This is a genomic window from Prolixibacter denitrificans (assembly GCF_003014495.1).
In the GTDB taxonomy this organism is placed as follows: Bacteria; Bacteroidota; Bacteroidia; order Bacteroidales; family Prolixibacteraceae; genus Prolixibacter; species Prolixibacter denitrificans.
This window is the reverse complement of sequence record NZ_PYGC01000008.1, coordinates 55,811-73,610: the sequence shown is the minus strand read 5'-3', so window position 1 is coordinate 73,610 and position 17,800 is coordinate 55,811. Positions and strand designations below refer to the sequence as shown.

13 protein-coding genes are annotated in these 17,800 nt (G+C 46.5%); 6 read left to right on the top strand and 7 right to left on the bottom strand.

Features of this window, described 5'->3' with window-relative positions:
* The first annotated feature begins 170 nt into the window (after positions 1 to 170).
* The 4 genes from CLV93_RS14625 (at position 171) to ppk2 (ending at position 4,179) form a co-directional block, all read left to right on the top strand.
* On the top strand, positions 171 to 1,370 hold the full coding sequence (locus CLV93_RS14625; protein ID WP_106542957.1) for a glycoside hydrolase family 27 protein: 1,200 nt from the start codon (positions 171 to 173) through the stop codon (positions 1,368 to 1,370).
* 388 nt (positions 1,371 to 1,758) lie between these two features.
* Complete coding sequence (tnpA, locus tag CLV93_RS20690) at positions 1,759 to 2,214, top strand: IS200/IS605 family transposase (protein WP_106542956.1); 456 nt, start codon at positions 1,759 to 1,761, stop codon at positions 2,212 to 2,214.
* 246 nt (positions 2,215 to 2,460) lie between these two features.
* Positions 2,461 to 3,171, top strand: a complete 711-nt coding sequence (locus tag CLV93_RS14615; RefSeq protein WP_106542955.1) for a redoxin domain-containing protein — start codon at positions 2,461 to 2,463, stop codon at positions 3,169 to 3,171.
* A gap of 159 nt (positions 3,172 to 3,330) precedes the next feature.
* Entirely contained in the window at positions 3,331 to 4,179 is an 849-nt protein-coding gene (ppk2, locus tag CLV93_RS14610) for a polyphosphate kinase 2 (RefSeq protein WP_106542954.1), read from the top strand.
* Between the two features lie 10 nt (positions 4,180 to 4,189).
* Here the strand turns inward: ppk2 and CLV93_RS14605 are convergent, their stop codons facing one another.
* Entirely contained in the window at positions 4,190 to 5,356 is a 1,167-nt protein-coding gene (locus CLV93_RS14605; RefSeq protein ID WP_106542953.1) for a DUF819 family protein, read from the bottom strand.
* 289 nt (positions 5,357 to 5,645) lie between these two features.
* Between CLV93_RS14605 and CLV93_RS14600 the strand changes: the two genes are divergently transcribed.
* Positions 5,646 to 7,472 carry a glycoside hydrolase family 2 protein gene (locus tag CLV93_RS14600; RefSeq protein WP_106542952.1) on the top strand — a complete coding sequence of 609 codons (1,827 nt, stop codon included), beginning with the start codon at positions 5,646 to 5,648 and terminating at the stop codon, positions 7,470 to 7,472.
* 101 nt (positions 7,473 to 7,573) lie between these two features.
* Here CLV93_RS14600 and CLV93_RS14595 read toward each other — a convergent pair whose 3' ends face one another.
* The gene (locus CLV93_RS14595) at positions 7,574 to 8,170 is read right to left on the bottom strand and encodes a TlpA family protein disulfide reductase (RefSeq protein WP_106542951.1); all 597 of its coding nucleotides are present in this window, start codon (positions 8,168 to 8,170) and stop codon (positions 7,574 to 7,576) included.
* A gap of 132 nt (positions 8,171 to 8,302) precedes the next feature.
* Between CLV93_RS14595 and CLV93_RS14590 the strand changes: the two genes are divergently transcribed.
* Positions 8,303 to 9,667 carry an alanine/glycine:cation symporter family protein gene (locus CLV93_RS14590; protein WP_106542950.1) on the top strand — a complete coding sequence of 455 codons (1,365 nt, stop codon included), beginning with the start codon at positions 8,303 to 8,305 and terminating at the stop codon, positions 9,665 to 9,667.
* A gap of 3 nt (positions 9,668 to 9,670) precedes the next feature.
* Here CLV93_RS14590 and CLV93_RS14585 read toward each other — a convergent pair whose 3' ends face one another.
* The 5 genes from CLV93_RS14585 to CLV93_RS14565 form a co-directional block, all read right to left on the bottom strand.
* A complete protein-coding gene (locus CLV93_RS14585) occupies positions 9,671 to 10,972 on the bottom strand; it encodes a S28 family serine protease (RefSeq protein WP_106542949.1) in 1,302 nt (433 codons plus the stop codon).
* A gap of 30 nt (positions 10,973 to 11,002) precedes the next feature.
* Positions 11,003 to 12,043: a proline racemase family protein gene (locus CLV93_RS14580; RefSeq protein WP_106542948.1), complete on the bottom strand. Its 1,041-nt coding sequence runs from the start codon at positions 12,041 to 12,043 to the stop codon at positions 11,003 to 11,005.
* Between the two features lie 115 nt (positions 12,044 to 12,158).
* Positions 12,159 to 14,528 carry a trans-4-hydroxy-L-proline dehydratase gene (hypD, locus tag CLV93_RS14575; protein WP_106542947.1) on the bottom strand — a complete coding sequence of 790 codons (2,370 nt, stop codon included), beginning with the start codon at positions 14,526 to 14,528 and terminating at the stop codon, positions 12,159 to 12,161.
* Positions 14,529 to 14,571: 43 nt separating this feature from the next.
* Positions 14,572 to 15,369 (bottom strand): glycyl-radical enzyme activating protein, encoded by a 798-nt coding sequence (locus CLV93_RS14570; RefSeq protein WP_170108966.1) that lies wholly within the window; start codon positions 15,367 to 15,369, stop codon positions 14,572 to 14,574.
* Between the two features lie 108 nt (positions 15,370 to 15,477).
* Positions 15,478 to 17,712, bottom strand: coding sequence for an APC family permease (locus tag CLV93_RS14565; protein WP_106542945.1), 2,235 nt, complete (start codon positions 17,710 to 17,712; stop codon positions 15,478 to 15,480).
* Positions 17,713 to 17,800 lie beyond the last annotated feature (88 nt).

Sequence of the window (17,800 nt, the reverse complement as noted above, 5' to 3'; positions counted from 1 at the left end):
AAAATATCTTAATGTCAATCATACAATTTCCTTCTAAATTCAAACGATTTACCGACATTATCATTATTTTCGGAGAGCTAAATCAAATCACACAAAACTACCCTGACAAATCTTCGCCACGACAACACTCAAACGTTCATCACACAATATCAACGTAACACATATAAACGATGAAAAAACTAACAACGCTCCTTCTACTGGTTTTCTTCAGCATGCAGCTGTTTGCTCAAAAAACGGAAACATTGGCAGCCACTCCTCCGATGGGCTGGAACAGCTGGAACAAGTTTGGCTGTAACGTTAGCGAGAAACTCATCAAAGAGATGGCCGATGCCATGGTGAACAGCGGCATGGCCGATGCCGGTTATCAATACATTGTGATTGACGACTGCTGGCAGGTAGGCCGTGATAGTGCCGGAAACATCATTCCCGATCCGAAACGTTTCCCTGACGGGATGAAAGCCCTGGCCGATTACATTCATTCCAAGGGATTGAAATTCGGGATTTACTCCTGTGCCGGTTCGATGACCTGCCAGAAACGACCGGGAAGCCGCGGATACCAATTCCAGGATGCTCGTCAATACGCAGCCTGGGGAGTCGATTACCTGAAATACGATTGGTGTTACAACGAAGGACAAAATGCCGAAGCCGCCTACAAAACCATGAGTGATGCACTGAAAGCTACCGGCCGTCCCATCGTGTTCAGCATTTGCGAGTGGGGTTCCAACAAGCCGTGGGAATGGGGCAAAGGCATTGGCAACCTATGGCGCACCACCGGCGACATTTTCGATTCGTTCAAAGGAGAAATTAACTGGGGAGCCAAAGGCGTCCTCCAAATCATCGACCTCAATGCCGACCTTTGGAAATACGCTGGTCCCGGCCACTGGAACGACCCCGATATGCTGGAAGTAGGTAATGGTGGGATGACTGACGAGGAGTACAAAACACACTTCAGTATGTGGTGTATGTTAGCTGCTCCATTGATGGCCGGCAACGATCTCCGCAGCATGGACGACGAAACCAAGAAGATACTCACCAATGAGGAGGTTATTCAGGTTGACCAGGATGCACTGGGCGAACAGGGATTCCGCTTCATCGACTATGGAGACCAAGAAATATGGGTGAAATTCCTTGACAATGATGAACTAGCCGTTTGCTTCCTCAACCGGGCAGACACACCCTGGAAGCTGGATTACAACTGGCAGAAAACCGGCATCAGTCACGCGAAACATTATGTATCCTTCAGCGATAAAAAATATGACTTGCGCGACCTGTGGCAACACAAAGCTATCGGCAACACAAGCAAAAATCTTACCGCCGACATCCCCGCCCATGGCGTGTTAATGTTGCGGCTAACACCGGAAAAGAAATAAAAAGAAGACTTTATATATGGAATGAAAAATGCCTCAGTGATGGGGCATTTTTTTATGAATTCCCCTAATTGCCCATGGCTTCAGCCATGGGATAACCAAGTCTAAACACTAAATGGGCTTTAGCCCAATTTCTTCTTTGGCTAAAGCCAATCTAAATTCTTGCATCCGATTCCCGACTGAAGTCGGGGGCAATTAAAACTGCTTCATCCAAAAATAATCAATCCAAAACCTGCTCGCATCCTGTCTTCTTCAATTGCCCATGGCTTCAGCCATGGGGTTAAAATGCCCACAACAATGGGCTTTAGCCCAACTATTTCAATCCTCCAGACACCTCCTTTGTGCTTCATTTTTACTATCTTCAATATCCATCACCTAAATACTAGACCAGATGCCTTTTGTTAAAACACATATCCATTTTGTATGGAGCACCAAAAACCGAGAACCATTATTATTCTCAACTGAGTTCAGAAAACAAGTCTGGCAACATATCCGGGAGCATGCGGGTTCCAAAGAGATATTCATAGAACACATCAATGGTTTCAAGGACCATTGCCATTGTCTAATATCTCTGGGCACAAATCAGACACTGCAGAAGACTGTTCAACTCATCAAAGGAGAATCATCTTTCTGGATTAATCGACACCCGGAGTTTCAGCAATCCTTAAGAGGGCGAAAATTCGCATGGCAAAATGACTATTTTGCTGTTTCTGTCTCGGAATCGATGTTAGACCGTGTTAGTGGCTACATTAAACATCAGGAAGAACATCACCGGCACAAAACTTTTCAGGAGGAGTATGATGAATTTATTCAGAAATACAATTTTCAAAAACTTAAAGGAAGTTAGATTGGGCTAAAGCCCTTTTTCTCTTTGGTTCCTTTCTCCCCCGACTGAAGTCAGGGGCAATTCAATACCTCATTCAGGAATAATCTCTCTTTTAATCAGCATCTACCTGGATGTCCATTCTTCCCCATGGCTTGAGCCTAATCAACTCTTCCCCTATTTTCCTAATTATTCATTAAAAAAAACCTCTTAACTTTAATCGGCACCATTAACTGCCGCTCATACAGAAACATCAAACCTATATATTCTATGAAAACAAAAACTTCTTTGTTACTGATTGCCCTGTTGCTGGGCACCTCCCTCGTTAGTTTCGGACAGATGAAAGCAGTAATTGTTGGGCAGGAAATGCCAGAATTCAAAGCCCAGATATACCAGGGCGGCGAGTTCGACCTCAACGATTACAAAGGCAAGAATGTGATGCTGATATTCAACCGCGGCCTGGTTGTCCCCAACCACTGGTGCAACATCTGTCAGTACAACTACATGGAGATGATCGACTTCGATAAACTCAATCAGTTGGAAGAAAAGCACAATCTGAAAGTGGCTTTTGTGCTTCCCTACAGTAAGGACACCGTTGCCCAGTGGATTGCCACCATTCCGCAACAGATGAAAGTGGTAGAACAGTGGAAATACCCTGCCGACACAACCAAGCTTTCGGAAGGACGGAAACGCTGGATGCACACAGCCCGGAAAATGTTTCCGAAGGACCACACCATCAAGCCTGAAGATGTGAAAACGCCTATCACCATCATCGCTGACGCCGACCATAAACTCACCGATTCGCTTGGACTTTACGACCCAAAATTTGACGGTGGCAACGCTCCGCAAGCGATTCCCTGCGTATTCATTATCGATAAAAACGGCGTGGTACAATTCAAATATCTTAGTCAAAATACCATCGATCGTCCGAGTTACAGTTACCTGGAAAAGGTACTCGACGACATGATTGACAACCAATAGTAAAATATCACCTGGCTGCGTAGTCAAAGGCAGCCAGGTTTTTTCTGCTCTCATAGAATCGTTTCAGGAAAGAACTTTTTTGCGAAAGCAGAAGGAAAGCCTTAATTTTAAAGAGATTCAAGCCTTCCATTCCTGTCGTAACCATAAAAACCCGCTACGATGAGTAAAGAGAAAACCAAAAAGAAGCATCACAAATCACCGGATCACATCGAACCCGAAAAAAAGGACAAGCGCCGCTTAGGAAAAAAGATTTACAACAAGGAGCTGCGCAAGATGCAAATCGAGCTGGTGAAGTTGCAGGAATGGATCAGACAGGAACAGCTAAAAGTGGTGGTTATTTTCGAAGGCCGTGATGCTGCAGGAAAAGGTGGCGTTATCAAACGCATTATGGAGCCACTTAATCCTCGTATATGTCGCGTTGTAGCACTCGGCACACCAACAGAACGCCAACGGACGCAATGGTATTTTCAACGCTATGTCACCGAACTGCCTGCCGGCGGAGAGATGGTTCTCTTCGACCGTAGCTGGTACAACCGTGCCGGCGTAGAGCATGTAATGGGTTTTTGTACTGACGAGGAATACGACGAATTTATGCGCAGCTGTCCGGAATTCGAGCGCATGCTGGTTCGTTCCGGCATCATCCTTATCAAATACTGGTTTTCGGTTTCTGACGAAGAGCAGGAGCTGCGTTTTCAGGCCCGACTCGATGATCCGACCAAGCGCTGGAAACTCAGCCCCATGGATTTGGCTTCACGCGAAAAGTGGGTGGAATACTCTCGTGCCAAAGACGAAATGTTCCGGTACACCGATATCAAACAAGCCCCGTGGTATGTAGTTCCGGCTGATAACAAACGACGGGCCCGACTCAATTGCATTCATCACCTGCTGAGCAAAGTTCCGTACAAGGATCTGACGCCCGAACCGATGGAACTACCACCACGCATTGAAAAGGACAACTACGTACGTCCTCCTATTACCGACCAGACTTTCGTCCCCGAAGTTTACTAAGCTCCCGGATTTAGCTCAAAGCTAATGCAATGGAAACTCCGATAAAGGTCCCAATGACATAACCGAGAATTCCCACCAGAATACCCGGAGTAATCAATTTCTTTTGTCCGAGCGAAGCGGCCATCGGTGCTGCCACTGACGGCCCCATCACGTTGGCGGCCGATGATATCATGACTTCATAGATATCGAGCTTGAAAATTTTTGCCAGTGCCACCAAAAAGATGAGGTGGAAGAACAGAATAATGAGGTAAAATCCGAGTATGGCCGGACCGATGTGCAAAATGTCGGCCATGTTGGTTGCTGCACCAATGGCAGCCAGAAAGATATACATCATCCACAGTCCGACTGAAAAGGCTGTATCTTCGAGCGGCTTGAGACGTTTGGGAAAGAGATTCGCTACCAGCACCGAAATGAGCGTAATGATGAGAATACTCAAATCCATTTGAGTGTGAAAAACCGATTGCAGCCAATCACCTAACCAGGCACCTGATGCCGCAATGGCTACTGCGATGACCAGCGTCAGTCCCATGCGCTCCATCGTAATGGGCTGGGATTTTTCGTGTTCCTGTACCACTGCCTCTATCTTGTTTTCGGCTTTGGGCTTGGCAAAAAAGCGCGCCAGGAACTTAATCCCGGGAAGCATAAAAAGCAGAAGAATAAACAGGCTGGCGGCAAAGTTGTCGACAGCAATGGTAGCAGAAAACAGCGGATGGGTAGTAATTTGCAGAGCTTCTCCGGTAGCAACAAAGTTCATACTTCCGCCAATCAGCGTCGAGGTAATCACACCAGCCATTTTTCCGGAGTCTGGCCCCAAATTAATCAGTGAGAAAGCCAGAAAACTACCCAACACCACACCGATAGCCCCAATAATATAAGCAATCAACAGTTTGCCGCCTTCGCGAATGGTACGCATGATGTTCGACCCCATCAGCATCATCGGGATGGAAATCGGCACAAAATAAGTAAAGATCAGGTCGTAAACAGGTACGTGTACTCTCGTACTCGATGCCGGCGGAACGACATTTAACATCGACAAGAGAGACATCAGCAAAACAGTAACCAGAATTCCGGATACCTTACCAAACCACTTTTTGTGTTCCGACCACATCCCTAAGGCTGCAGCCCCGGTTATAAGGGAAAACAAGACCAGATGATCTCCGGGGGCTATTAACGACATAATGTATCAGTTTTAGATTACAAGAGAGCAAATATACTTTTAATAGAACGATTCTAAAGAATTTCTTTTCGTAAACCCTTCAAGTGGCGTTTCGGTTTATTGGATCATAAAAATCTAACGAGGAAAATACTTCCTGCCAAAGAGTTCATTAAAATTCCTCACTTGGCTTGCTGGTTTTCTATGTTCTTTCTGAAAAAACAATTAGTTTTACCGGTAACGCAAACGGGCATCTTTTTTTGCTGTTGAAAGTTCCGAACAAGGCTCGAAATAAACCAATAATATTCACACTATGAAAAAGTTAACATTGCTGCTTTGCCTGATTTGGGTCGGACAGGTACACGCTCAAACTGTCATCACCAATATCCCCGGCCGCAACACATTTACCCTTAACGGGAAATGGCATTACATCATCGATCCGTACGAGACCGGATATTACGATTATCGATACAAACCTTACGATGCGAATCCGCATCCATACGGAGGTTTTTTTCTCGACCAGCATCAAACGAACAAAACACAACTAATAGAATATAATTTCGACAAAAGTCCGACGCTTTGGGTTCCGGGGGACTGGAATTCACAGGATGAGAAATTGCTCTACTACGAAGGCTCTATCTGGTATCGCAAGTTGTTCGACTACAAGAAGAGCAATCCCAACGACCGTGTCTTCATTCATTTCGGAGCAGTTAATTACGAATCCGATGTTTACCTGAACGGGAAAAAATTAGGTAAGCACATTGGTGGCTTCACTCCGTTCAATTACGAGATTACTGATTTACTGAAAAAAGACGGAAAGAACTCGCTGGTGCTTAAGGTCGATAACAAGCGTCATAAAGAGGGCGTCCCCACGCTGAACACCGACTGGTGGAATTATGGCGGCATTACCCGCGATGTAGACGTAGTGGAAGTTCCGCAAACCTTTATTTCCGATTACTATATTCAGCTTAAAAAAGGTTCTCAAAAAGATGTGGCCGGCTATGTGAAGCTAAACGGTCCGAATGCTGCCAATCAAACGGTTCAGGTCAGCATCCCCGAACTGAAAATCAATAAAACCTTCACGACCGACGAAAACGGGAAAGCTGCTGTTGATTTTCAGTTGAAGAAAGCGGAACTCTGGTCACCGAAGCATCCAAAACTCTATAAGGTTACCGTTTCCAATGCAGGTCAAAGTGTGTCCGAGCCCATCGGTTTCCGAAGCATCGAAACCAAAGGAACAGACATTCTGCTCAACGGAAAATCAATGTTCCTACGAGGTATTTGCATTCACGAAGAGATGCCGATGAGAGGCGGACGGGCGTATACCGAATCGGATGCACGAACGCTACTCAACTGGGCGAAAGAACTGGGTTGCAACTATGTCCGTCTGGCGCATTATCCACATGCCGAGAATATGATTAGGCTGGCCGATAAGATGGGCATCCTGGTTTGGGAAGAAAATCCGGTTTACTGGACCATCGACTGGAGCAATCCCGGCACTTATAAAAACGCCGAACATCAGCTCACCGACCTGATCACCCGTGATAAAAACCGGGCTTCCGTTATCATTTGGTCGATGGCCAACGAAACGCCGGTTAGCGATGCGCGGACGAACTTCCTCCGCAAACTGACACAACATGCCCGAAGCATGGACAGCACCCGGTTGATATCGGCCGCGCTGGAGGTTCACGGGAACAACAATCGTTACGACCGGATTGTGGAAGATCCTTTCGCGCAATATGTCGACATTATCAACTTCAACGAATATGTGGGCTGGTACGATGGCCTGCCCGAAAAATGCGATAGTATCAACTGGATTATCAAATACAACAAACCGGTAATGGTCAGTGAATTTGGTGGTGGAGCATTGCAGGGATTACACGGCGACTCACTCACCCGCTGGTCGGAAGAATACCAGGAAAGCATTTACAAACATACACTTCCGATGTTGATGAAAATACCACAGTTCCGTGGCGTCACTCCGTGGATTTTGTGTGATTTCCGTTCGCCAAAACGTGTTCTTCCGGTTACTCAGGACGGATGGAACCGCAAAGGTCTGATTGGCCAAAACGGCACCAAGAAGAAAGCCTTCTTCGTCCTTCAGAAATTTTATAAAAAGATGGAAGAGAAAGACAAATAACAGCTCTCGAAAAAGACAAAATAAAAACAGGCTGCTTTCCGGATAACCGGGGCAGCCTGTTCTGTTATGGCATTAAAATATCATTCAAATCAAAAACATGCCTATTGAATCATATCGTCAAACATTTTCCTTACCCTTGAACTGTTCCAATCGGCGGCTCCTTTTTTTCGTAACACCAATTTATCATCGGGCGATATAATATACGACGCCGGAATGCTACGCGTCTGGAAGACACCCGGAACCTGCCCCGGAACGATATATACCGGAAAGGTATAGCCATTATCGCTGATAAACTGTTTGACTTTAGCCGGAGCTTCATGCGTAGCTATAACGAAAGCCACTTTATCTCCATAATCATCGTATAACTTCTGGATGGTGGGCAATTCCGCCACACACGGAGGACACCAGGTTGCCCATTGGTTAAAAAATACCGGCTTACCTTTAAACTCAGCAAAACTGTGTTCCACTCCATTCAGGTCATATATCCCGAACTGGTAGTCTTCATTCGTTAACTTGATGCTGTGATCGTCTTTCCCCGGCGCCATCAGCGTGGTGCGAATCAGCAACGATGCTACCGGCTTCCGCGTAGGCGGGAATACCAGTCCAATCAGAATCACCAGGATAACGACATCGAATATTTTTCCAAGGAGCGATTGTTTTTTAAACTGCTCCCATTGTCTTTTCAGATACTTCTTCATGTGGGTAAAATAACGAAATTTCCGTATCCGGGAAAGTGACTTCCTTCACACAAGTCGCTGCTGCATTACCTTGAATTTTGGCCATTCCCCGAAATTCCTATCTTTGATCCTGAACCAAATCAACCACTTCCTTTGGAAAATATCGGACAATTCATCATCAAATTCAGCAACATTGCCTGGGGCACACCCCTGCTCATCCTTTTGCTCGGCGGTGGAAGCTGGTTTCTCATCTATTCACGTTTTATCCCTTTTCGTTATCTGCGTCATGCTGTCAACATTTTGACAGGGCGTTACGATAACCCCGACGAACCGGGACAGTTAAACCATTATCAGGCCTTGTCAACAGCGCTCGCATCCACCATTGGAATGGGAAATATTAGTGGTGTGGCGGTGGCCATCGTTACCGGAGGGCCGGGCGCCATTTTCTGGATGTGGGTTTCCGCTCTGATTGGCGTCGCCACCAAATTTTTCACCAATACACTGGCGATTATGTACCGTGGCCGGGACGACCGGGGACAAATACAGGGAGGTCCCATGTATTTTATTACGGAAGGTTTGGGAAAAAACTGGAAACCGTTGGCCGTATTTTACAGCGTGGTTTGCCTAATCGGGGTGAGTCCTTTGTTCCAGACGAACCAGCTAACCCAGGTTATCCGCGATGTCATTCTGATTCCCAATGGAGTGAGAACCGGATTTCTCACCAACCTCAGCACAGGTTTGGTCATTGCCGGAATTGTAGCTTTAGTTGTTATTGGTGGTGTCAAAAGAATCGGACGGGCAGCGGGCCGGCTGGTACCACTCATGGTGGTAGTTTACCTGGTTGCCGTTTTCTACATTCTTTTCAGGCATCCGGGAAATATTCTATCAGGCTTTCAGCTAATCATTTCCGATGCCTTTTCGGGGAAAGCTGTTGCCGGAGGAGCGATGGGAGCTGTTTTGATAACCGGTGTACGACGGGCGGCTTTCTCCAATGAAGCCGGACTGGGAACGGCACCGCTGGCTCACGGAGCTGCCAAAACGAGCGAGCCGGTCAGGGAAGGCCTCGTAGCGATGCTTGGACCGATTATCGATACCATAGTAGTTTGTAGTCTGACAGCACTAACCATTATCGTAACCGGAATGTGGCAACACCCCGATGTGAACGGAATTACGCTGACCGCGGAAGCATTCGAGAAAGGGATTCCGGTGTACGGCCCCTACATTCTTATTGTCAGCATCCTGATTTTTGCAATCACCAGTTTGTTTGCATTCCCGTATTACGGAGGAAAATGTGTCACTTATCTGTTCGGTACGCGTTGGGCAAAAGTCTATCACGTGATTTATACCGCTTCCATCCTGGTCGGGGCCACTTCCACTTTGACGGTTATCATTAGCCTCATTGACGGAGCGTTTGCGCTAATGGCTATTCCCACAATGGTGTCCGCTCTTCTACTTTCGCCGAAAGTGATGAAAGAAGCCAAACGTTATTTCGCCCGCTTAAAGGAAGAAACGGCTTAGCAACTATTCGCTCAACCAAACTTTCAGGGTATCGATGGCTTGCTGACGTAAGTTGTCTGGTAAATTCATGATGCGGGTACGGTGACTGCCTTCCGGTTTCACGATTTTCATCACTCCCTTGTTTTTGCCTGCCTCAGCCGCCGAAGCCGACCATGGATCCCATCCGCCATAAATCAGCAAAATGTGCCTGGCATCGGAGCGAAGATATTTGTCCACCTTCTCACTCATTGCCGATGAGAAAGGAAAACGGGCCTCTTTGGGCAACCAAATCCGGGTAAGATAACCTTCCGTGCTTTTGATAGTCATCAAATCGGCAAAAGGCTTCATGTCATATGCATAATATCCCAACTGACGGGCAGCCTGCACGAAGAAAGGAAGAAATCCTTTGCTGCCTTCGATACTGAAATATTCGGGTGAGCTGACCTGAACAAAGTGATCGAAAATTTCCTGGTCCGGAGCATCCGGTGCGGGAATTTCATCAATGTCGTGTCCCCATTGCCAGAACGAAAACGAGTATTCCAGTACGCAGTAATCATAAACTGCCTCCAAGGGAATTCGGAAGGTATATTTCTTCTCGTCACAAAGTGTCTGAAACATTGGAAACAGCTGGTCCCGCCGCTCCAGCACCTGACGTTGGAAAGCCGCTACTTTCTCCCGTCCTTCTTTCGTTCCGGTAATGTGCTCGATAAAAGCCGGCTCACGGCGCTCTTCCCGGGAGAAGTTCAACGGAGCCACATAAGGAACCGAAATATCGACATCTTTCGGATAAAGTGCCCGATGATACAAACACGTCTCACCGCCTTTACTAATTCCCGTACTTATCCATTTGTCATGATAAATCTTCTTGAACATCTGCACCAATTGATGATCATCGGCTGCAGCATTTTCTACCGTAAGGTATTTCCATTTGGTATCAATCGAATCAGGAACTGACTTACCGAAAAAGCGGTGCTCTACAAAAATCTGGTTGGCATCGAGGACCAAACTCAGTTCGTTCAAATACTTTGGAGTGGCAGCATAATCGCCGGCATAGCCTTCTGTAATAAAAACCACCGGTTTATCGTAACCGAGATGAGATACAATCACTCGTTGCGTAAAAAAGCCTTTATCGGGATGCTGATGGTCGAGTGGCTGCGCCACCATAACCACCCACGCTTGCTTGAAGAACTCATTGCTCTCCATCGGCTTCACCGAATAGACATCGGGAAGCGCTTTCAGTCGTTGTTCGAGTGTTAATGTTTGAGCCTGTACCGCCTGAAAAACGAGCAGTAAACTGAGAAGTAAGAGCGAACGTAAACGAATCATATCAACCAAATTGGGAGGTTAGAAACCTGTTTATCTAATTAAAAATCCTTCTTTCAACGGGTCATCCGGATCAATCAAAAAGCGATGCTGTCCTGTAAAAAATGCGGTCCCGGCTACTTTGGGAATAACGGCAGAATAAGGCCCGAATGAAGTAACATCGGCTATTTCCACATCCATCGTTGTATCAATCAAGCTTTCGATAACCAGCCTTTTTCCCGTTTCCAAACCATCTTTCACAGCATGAAGTGCAGCCCGGGCGCTCACACCTGAACCGGTAGCCGAACGATCGACTTCACCATTAGCAAAAACGCAAACATTCCGGCTGTGATGTTTTCCATCTTTAGGTTTCCCCGTGAATATGGTTCCATACAAAAAGCTAAGATCTGCCTCAAACGGATGGAGAATGTCAAAATTCCGGACCACCGCTTTTTTTATCTTTCTGCCCAGATCAATTATCCGGCTAATTTGCTGCGGTACCAATTCCAAGCCAATTTCATCGGCATCAACAAATGCATAAAATGTTCCGCCGTAAGCCACATCGAACCGGATATTGCCAAAACCCGGAACATCTACTGTCTTATCCTGCAACAAGACAAACGAAGGAACGTTGTGAAATGACGATTTCACGACCTTGTTGCCTTTCATTTCCGCGAAAGCGTCAATCCGTCCGGGCGGTGCATCGATCCGAATCAACCCATCTTTCGGATACTGTACCAAACCGGTTTCGAGGGCAAATTTCACCAACGCTATAATGGCATGGCCACACATAGTGGAATACCCTTCGTTGTGCATAAAGAATACCCCGAAATGGCCGTCAGGCGTCACCGGAGGCGTCAAAACAGCTCCGTACATATCGGCATGCCCACGTGGTTCCCACATCAAGGCCTTCCGGATATGATCCAAATGTTTTCGGAAATAACGACGTTTTTCCAGGACAGTTTGTCCGGGAATTTCAGGAAGCCCATCGACAATAATTCGCAAAGGTTCTCCTCCTGTATGCATATCAATGGTATCGACCTGCAACCAGTTCTCAGGCGGCTGCCACCGCACCTTACTCAGCCCTTCATTCATCCGGTAAACAATAAGTAGTCAGTATCACATGCAAGATGTCGAAAGATACAATGCTAACGTGAAGTTTGCAATCAAATTGCCACAAAGGCAGACGAAATTTTCTTCCCCAAAAAAACTAGCTGGTAACTTCCGAATGTTCCGTCCGGCGGATAATTTCATCCTGCAGATCTTTTCCCAGGTCGTTGAAATAATCGCTGTATCCGGCCACGCGAACAATCAAATCACGGTAGTCTTCCGGAGTTTCCTGTGCTTTTCGCAGTGTATCTGCCGACACCACATTGAATTGTATGTGATGACCGTCGAGACGGAAATAAGTACGAACCAACGCGGCAACCTTCGCAATAGCGGTGTCATCAGCGAAGAAATCGGGCGAGAACTTCTGGTTTAGCAATGTACCTCCCGTTCGCAGATGATCAATTTTTGCCACCGATTTCACCACAGCCGTCGGCCCATGAACATCAGCTCCCTGTACCGGCGATATTCCTTCTGAAAGGGGCAATCCGGCTTGTCTCCCATCCGGCATCGCTCCCATCACACTTCCAAAATAAACATGGCTGGTAGTCGGCAGTAAATTAATGCGATGAACGCCTCCACGAGTATTTGGCTTACCGTCAACTGTTTTAAAGAATCGTTCGAACACCTGCACTGCCTGTTCGTCTGCAACATCGTCATCATTCCCGAACTTCGGAGTTTCATAAAGCAAACGGTAGCGCAAATCTTCGTATCCCTCGAAGTTACGTCTCATTGCTTCCAACAACTGCTCCATGGCAATATCCTTTTTCTCAAAAACGTGCGTTCGGAGCGCTGTCAGTGAATCGGTGATAGACCCCAGACCAACTCCCTGAATGTAACTGGTATTGTACCGGGCGCCGCCCGCGACGTAATCGATACCTCTTGCGACACAATCATCAATGATGAGAGACAAAAAAGGCACCGGCATGTGAATGGCGTAAATGCGTTCAATCGTATTATTTCCCCTGATTTTTAAATCGATAAAATAAGTCAGCTGTCGCTGGAATGCTTCCAACAAATCCTCGTAAGCATTAAACTGGCCGGGGTCGCCGGTCTGCAGGCCCAGTTGTCTTCCTGAGTGGGGATCGCGACCGTTATGCAATGTCAGCTCCAATATTTTGGGAAGATTGAAATATCCGGTCAGAAAATAAGCTTCTGTTCCAAATGCTCCTGTTTCCACACAGCCGCTCGCGCCACCATTTCGCGCATCGACAAGCGATTTTCCTTGTCGAACCAATTCCTGAATAATCGCGTCGGTATTGAAAAGCGAAGGCTGACCAAAACCGGTTTTCACAATGTTGACGGCTCTTCGCAAAAATCTTTCCGGATTCTTTTTGCTGACCTGCACCATGGAACTAGGCTGAAGAATCCGCATCTCTTCAATCACATCGAGCAGCAAATAAGAAAGTTCGTTCACCGCATCCGAACCATCGGGCTTCACTCCTCCCAGGTTAATCAAAGCAAAATCGGTGTAGGTGTTGCTTTCCAAAGCTGTAACCCCCACCTTGGGCGGCGACGGGTGATTATTAAACTTTACCCAGAAAGACTGCAATATTTCAGTGGCTTTCTCTTTTGTAAGCGCTCCTTCGTCAATTTCCTTCCGGAAGAAAGGATACAAATGCTGATCGAGGCGACCGGGATTGAACGAGTCCCACGGATTCAACTCCGTAATCACTCCCACATGCACAAACCAATAATGTTGCAACGCTTCATGAAAGGTTTGCGGCGCATGAGCCGGAACCCGACGGCAAATCTCAGCCATTTGATGCAATTCAGATTTCCGGACTAAATCTGTTTCCATCTGAGCCATTCGGTCAAGCTTTACTGCATACCGTTCGGCAAAATCAATCAAAGCCCGGGCAGCAATTTCCATGGCACGCAACTCCTCGCGCTTATCATAGGCTGCCGGATCGTTCATGAAATCCAGTTCCTTCTTAGCCAGATAAATGTCATCGATAATATCGAGCATGCCTTTGCGGAAAATCTTCTCACCGGCAACCGTATGCCCCGGAGCCCGTTGTTCCTGAAACTCCGTAAATATACCAGCATCGTATGCAGCCAGCCATTCCGGAGTCATGTTGCCAAAAATCCGTTCACGATTGGTTTTCCCGCTCCAAAACGGAATCACTTTTTCCGAATAAACCTTTCGAAACTCTTCGTCTACCTGAAAAGAAACCTTTTCCCGGGAATGCAGGATTTCCAGGTCCTTCATCGAATGCAAATTGATTTCGGGATAAGTAGGAGTTGCTTTCGGAGCCGGTCCCCGTTCACCCACAATCAATTCGTCGGGATTGACACATATAAATTTGTTGGACAAAATGTAGCGGAAAGCCATCGCTCGCATCAGCGGCGAAGAAACACCATGGGCTGCGTCGCTCTTATAAAATTCGGTAATCAGCAAAGCCCGTTCTGCCGAAAGGCAATTAGGCGCATCAAGCGATGCCTGACGAAGTCGTTTGATTCGTTCGTTCATTTTTGAATAGAAACTCTTGTTGTTGATTTAATTCCAACACCTCTTATCCTCCAACTGACACTTTCGCCCCCATAATCCGAAATACCTCGGCCAAATCATATAACTCCTCCTTCTTCATGGTCGGAATTCCATTCATTCGGTTTTCCATCTGCAGTGCCTTATATTTATGACTTCCGGTTGCATGATACGGCAAAAAATCGATTCCTTCTATTTTTTCCAACCGGGGCGCTATTAACTCTTTCAGTTTATCAACTTGTTCCGGATGATTATTTATTCCGGGAATCACCGGAACCCGAATCTGCACCTTCTTACCGGCTTCCAGTAGCCGATCAAGGTTATGAAGAATAGGCTCCAGTGGCACGTTGGTATAGTGCATATGCAAGGTCGGATCGGGGTGTTTAATGTCGAAATAATACAAATCGGTCAACGGCATGGAATCATCTAACACCTTTTCCGATGCCACGCCGGAAGTATCCAAAACCGTATGCATTCCAGCTTCATGGCAAAGCTTCATTACCTCGAACAGAAACTCGGGTTGGTACAACGGCTCACCTCCGGAGAAGGTCACGCCACCATTCGATTCGTTCATAAAAACTTCGTCACGCTGAATTTCAAGGAACAGTTCGGCTGAATCGATTTCGTAGCCGGATTTTTTTGATTGCTGAAAGATTTTTCCACTAACGGCTACATGTTTTTGCCAGGTGGAACAAACCAGGGATTGACTCTCCGGATTATGGCACCACCAGCAACGAAGCGGACATCCCTGCAAAAAAACGGTCGTTCGAATGCCGGGACCATCGTGCACAGCAAAGCGCTTGATATCGAAAATAATGCCTTTCAAGGTCTTCAGTTTGGTTGTGGTTAGTTTCTCTCAAGATATTAATTTTTTGCGCATTAAGGCATGAGTTTTTGGAAATGAGTGCACTTTATATTCATTCCAGTTGAATGATTACTCCAACGATTTGGTAAATCTCGAATTCACAAACAGGATATCTCCGGGATTTTCATACCCCTGGAATAAATCGTCATCGTGTTTAATTTGCGATGATTCAAAGCCAATCATTGTTAACCCGGCATCGTGCGACCGATCGGCTACCAACTTTCGAAGTCCGGTATCTTTATCATGTGGGATAATTTCGATGTTAAACGGGGAAATAGGCAAACGACCTTCTTTCAAGAGCTTTTCGAGGGTATTCCTGACTTCCACCATTTCATCCTTCGGACTAATGGTAAATATTTTGATGGGCGATTTACTCCACGATGGATGGCTGGTGATAATGTAACTCAGCAGGATCATCAGGTTGGCATTCTCCACATCAGTCGTCTGTATCCAGACATGAATTCCCCCCTTGTAGTTCGGCGGCATATGATTCGTCGTCAGCACAAGAATATCAAAGCCACCGGCTCTGACAAGGTTAAAATTGTCACGGATGAGCTTCAACTCGGCCGGATCTTTCCGGTCATATTCAAATACAAACGTATTGTTTTCCATTCCGGAAACACCGGGAAGTTGCACCACCTGGGCCACCGCCGAAGTATAGGAAGGCGACACCATGGTATACAGATAAACCAGGTTAGGAATTTGCGTGGTCATCTGAATCAGCTCTTCCTGTTTTTTCTGTGCTTCCGCTGTTGTTTCTTTGGAGTAATATCCATCAACCAGATGAATATAAGTACCAAAGCCAAACCGGTAGGAAATCCAACTGACCAATTGGAATGTGCGCAACTGGGTAAATGAAGTGCGCGAAACACTAATTACTGAAGGACGCCACAGTTCCGTCCGAACCGGTCTCCGCGACTTTTGCAGAAAAACCTGCAACCTTCTGTTCAACTGAAAAAATGCATTCCGGAAAAGAAAAGCCATTCCCCTGCGCTTTCGCTGATAACGCTGTATCGCCTGGTACAGTATAAAAATGACCAGGATAGCCACAAACGCATAAACCGAACTCATTTTGAACATCAGCCAGAGGCTCATCAAAAATCCCAGTAACGAGATGTACCAACGCGAGCGGAACGTGGGACGATACGACGGATCGGCGCCAAAATGGTTCAGGAACGAAATCAGGTTAAGTGAACCGTAGGTTACCATGAAGAACATCGAAATAATCTGTGCAACGATATTCACATTACCCAGCGCAACAAAAACCAAAGCAATAACGACCGTCACGATCGAAGCATTGGCCGGTTCGTGCCGGGCATCGTTTCGCGAAAGAAAACGGTTAATCTTCCCGGAAGGGAAAGAGTGGTCCTGCGCAATTGCCTGCAATGTTCTGGGCGCCACGAGCACAGAGCCGAGTGCCGAAGACAATGTCGACGCCGCCAGTCCGATGGGCACAACCAATGCACCTCCCAAGGCAATTTTTCCCATTACCAGCTGGTCGTTCAATAGTAAATCAGGGCTGGCTGACACGTACAATTTCCAGGCAATGAATACATATACAATCATGCCCAAAACCGTCGCCGTCAGTGTGCCTATCGGGATAGACTTTTTGGGATTTCTCAAATCACCCGAGAGTCCAACTCCCGCCGTCATTCCGGTAAATGCCGGAAAAATAATAGCAAAGACGATGTAGAACTGATTGACGTTCTTAATCGACATCGGAATCTGATGAAAAACACCGGTGGAAAAATATTCCGTTTTCCCGGCAAAGAAAAGGCCTATGGCAATGAAGAGAATGGCTGCGACCACATAGAGCGCTTTCATACCAATATTGGCGCCTTTTTTTATGATAACCATCCCCAGAATAGCCATTACTGGCAGACTAATAGCCTGGCGGGGTAATACCCACCCAAAGTGATTTTGCCACCAATCGAAAAACGGCGAAAAAGCCTCGGTGAAAGCAATAACATAGAAGGCCACAGAAATGGCCTGTGATGAGTAAAGTGCCAGTCCAATGGTTGCACCGATATTGAGCCCGAAACTTCTTGAAATGATAAAATACTCACCTCCTCCTTCTACTTTCCGGTTGGTCGCAATCTCGGATAAAGAGAGCGCCGTAGGAATGGTTACCAGGTGCCCGATAATGATAATACCGATAACACCGAAAAAACCAACCGTTCCGACGGCATACCCAAAACGGAGAAACAGAATAGCTCCCAGAATGGTACAAATAGCCGTAATAAAAACAGGAGCTGTACCGAAGCCTTTCCTGTTGGCTGATTGAGAATTTGGAGTCGAGCTCATACAAGGATAAAATTTAGTTTGCCTTAACCAATGCCATCTCCTTTTCAACAAAAGAAATGCGATGAAAGAAGATTTTTCCGGCTAAGCC

Bases quoted from the DNA above. Each gene is read 5' to 3' on its own strand.
- CLV93_RS14625 (WP_106542957.1), top strand. From the start codon at position 171: ATGAAAAAACTAACAACGCTCCTTCTACTGGTTTTCTTCAGCATGCAG.
- tnpA (WP_106542956.1), top strand. From the start codon at position 1,759: ATGCCTTTTGTTAAAACACATATCCATTTTGTATGGAGCACCAAAAAC.
- CLV93_RS14615 (WP_106542955.1), top strand. From the start codon at position 2,461: ATGAAAACAAAAACTTCTTTGTTACTGATTGCCCTGTTGCTGGGCACC.
- ppk2 (WP_106542954.1), top strand. From the start codon at position 3,331: ATGAGTAAAGAGAAAACCAAAAAGAAGCATCACAAATCACCGGATCAC.
- CLV93_RS14605 (WP_106542953.1), bottom strand. From the start codon at position 5,356: ATGTCGTTAATAGCCCCCGGAGATCATCTGGTCTTGTTTTCCCTTATA.
- CLV93_RS14600 (WP_106542952.1), top strand. From the start codon at position 5,646: ATGAAAAAGTTAACATTGCTGCTTTGCCTGATTTGGGTCGGACAGGTA.
- CLV93_RS14595 (WP_106542951.1), bottom strand. From the start codon at position 8,170: ATGAAGAAGTATCTGAAAAGACAATGGGAGCAGTTTAAAAAACAATCG.
- CLV93_RS14585 (WP_106542949.1), bottom strand. From the start codon at position 10,972: ATGATTCGTTTACGTTCGCTCTTACTTCTCAGTTTACTGCTCGTTTTT.
- CLV93_RS14580 (WP_106542948.1), bottom strand. From the start codon at position 12,043: ATGAATGAAGGGCTGAGTAAGGTGCGGTGGCAGCCGCCTGAGAACTGG.
- hypD (WP_106542947.1), bottom strand. From the start codon at position 14,528: ATGAACGAACGAATCAAACGACTTCGTCAGGCATCGCTTGATGCGCCT.
- CLV93_RS14565 (WP_106542945.1), bottom strand. From the start codon at position 17,712: ATGAGCTCGACTCCAAATTCTCAATCAGCCAACAGGAAAGGCTTCGGT.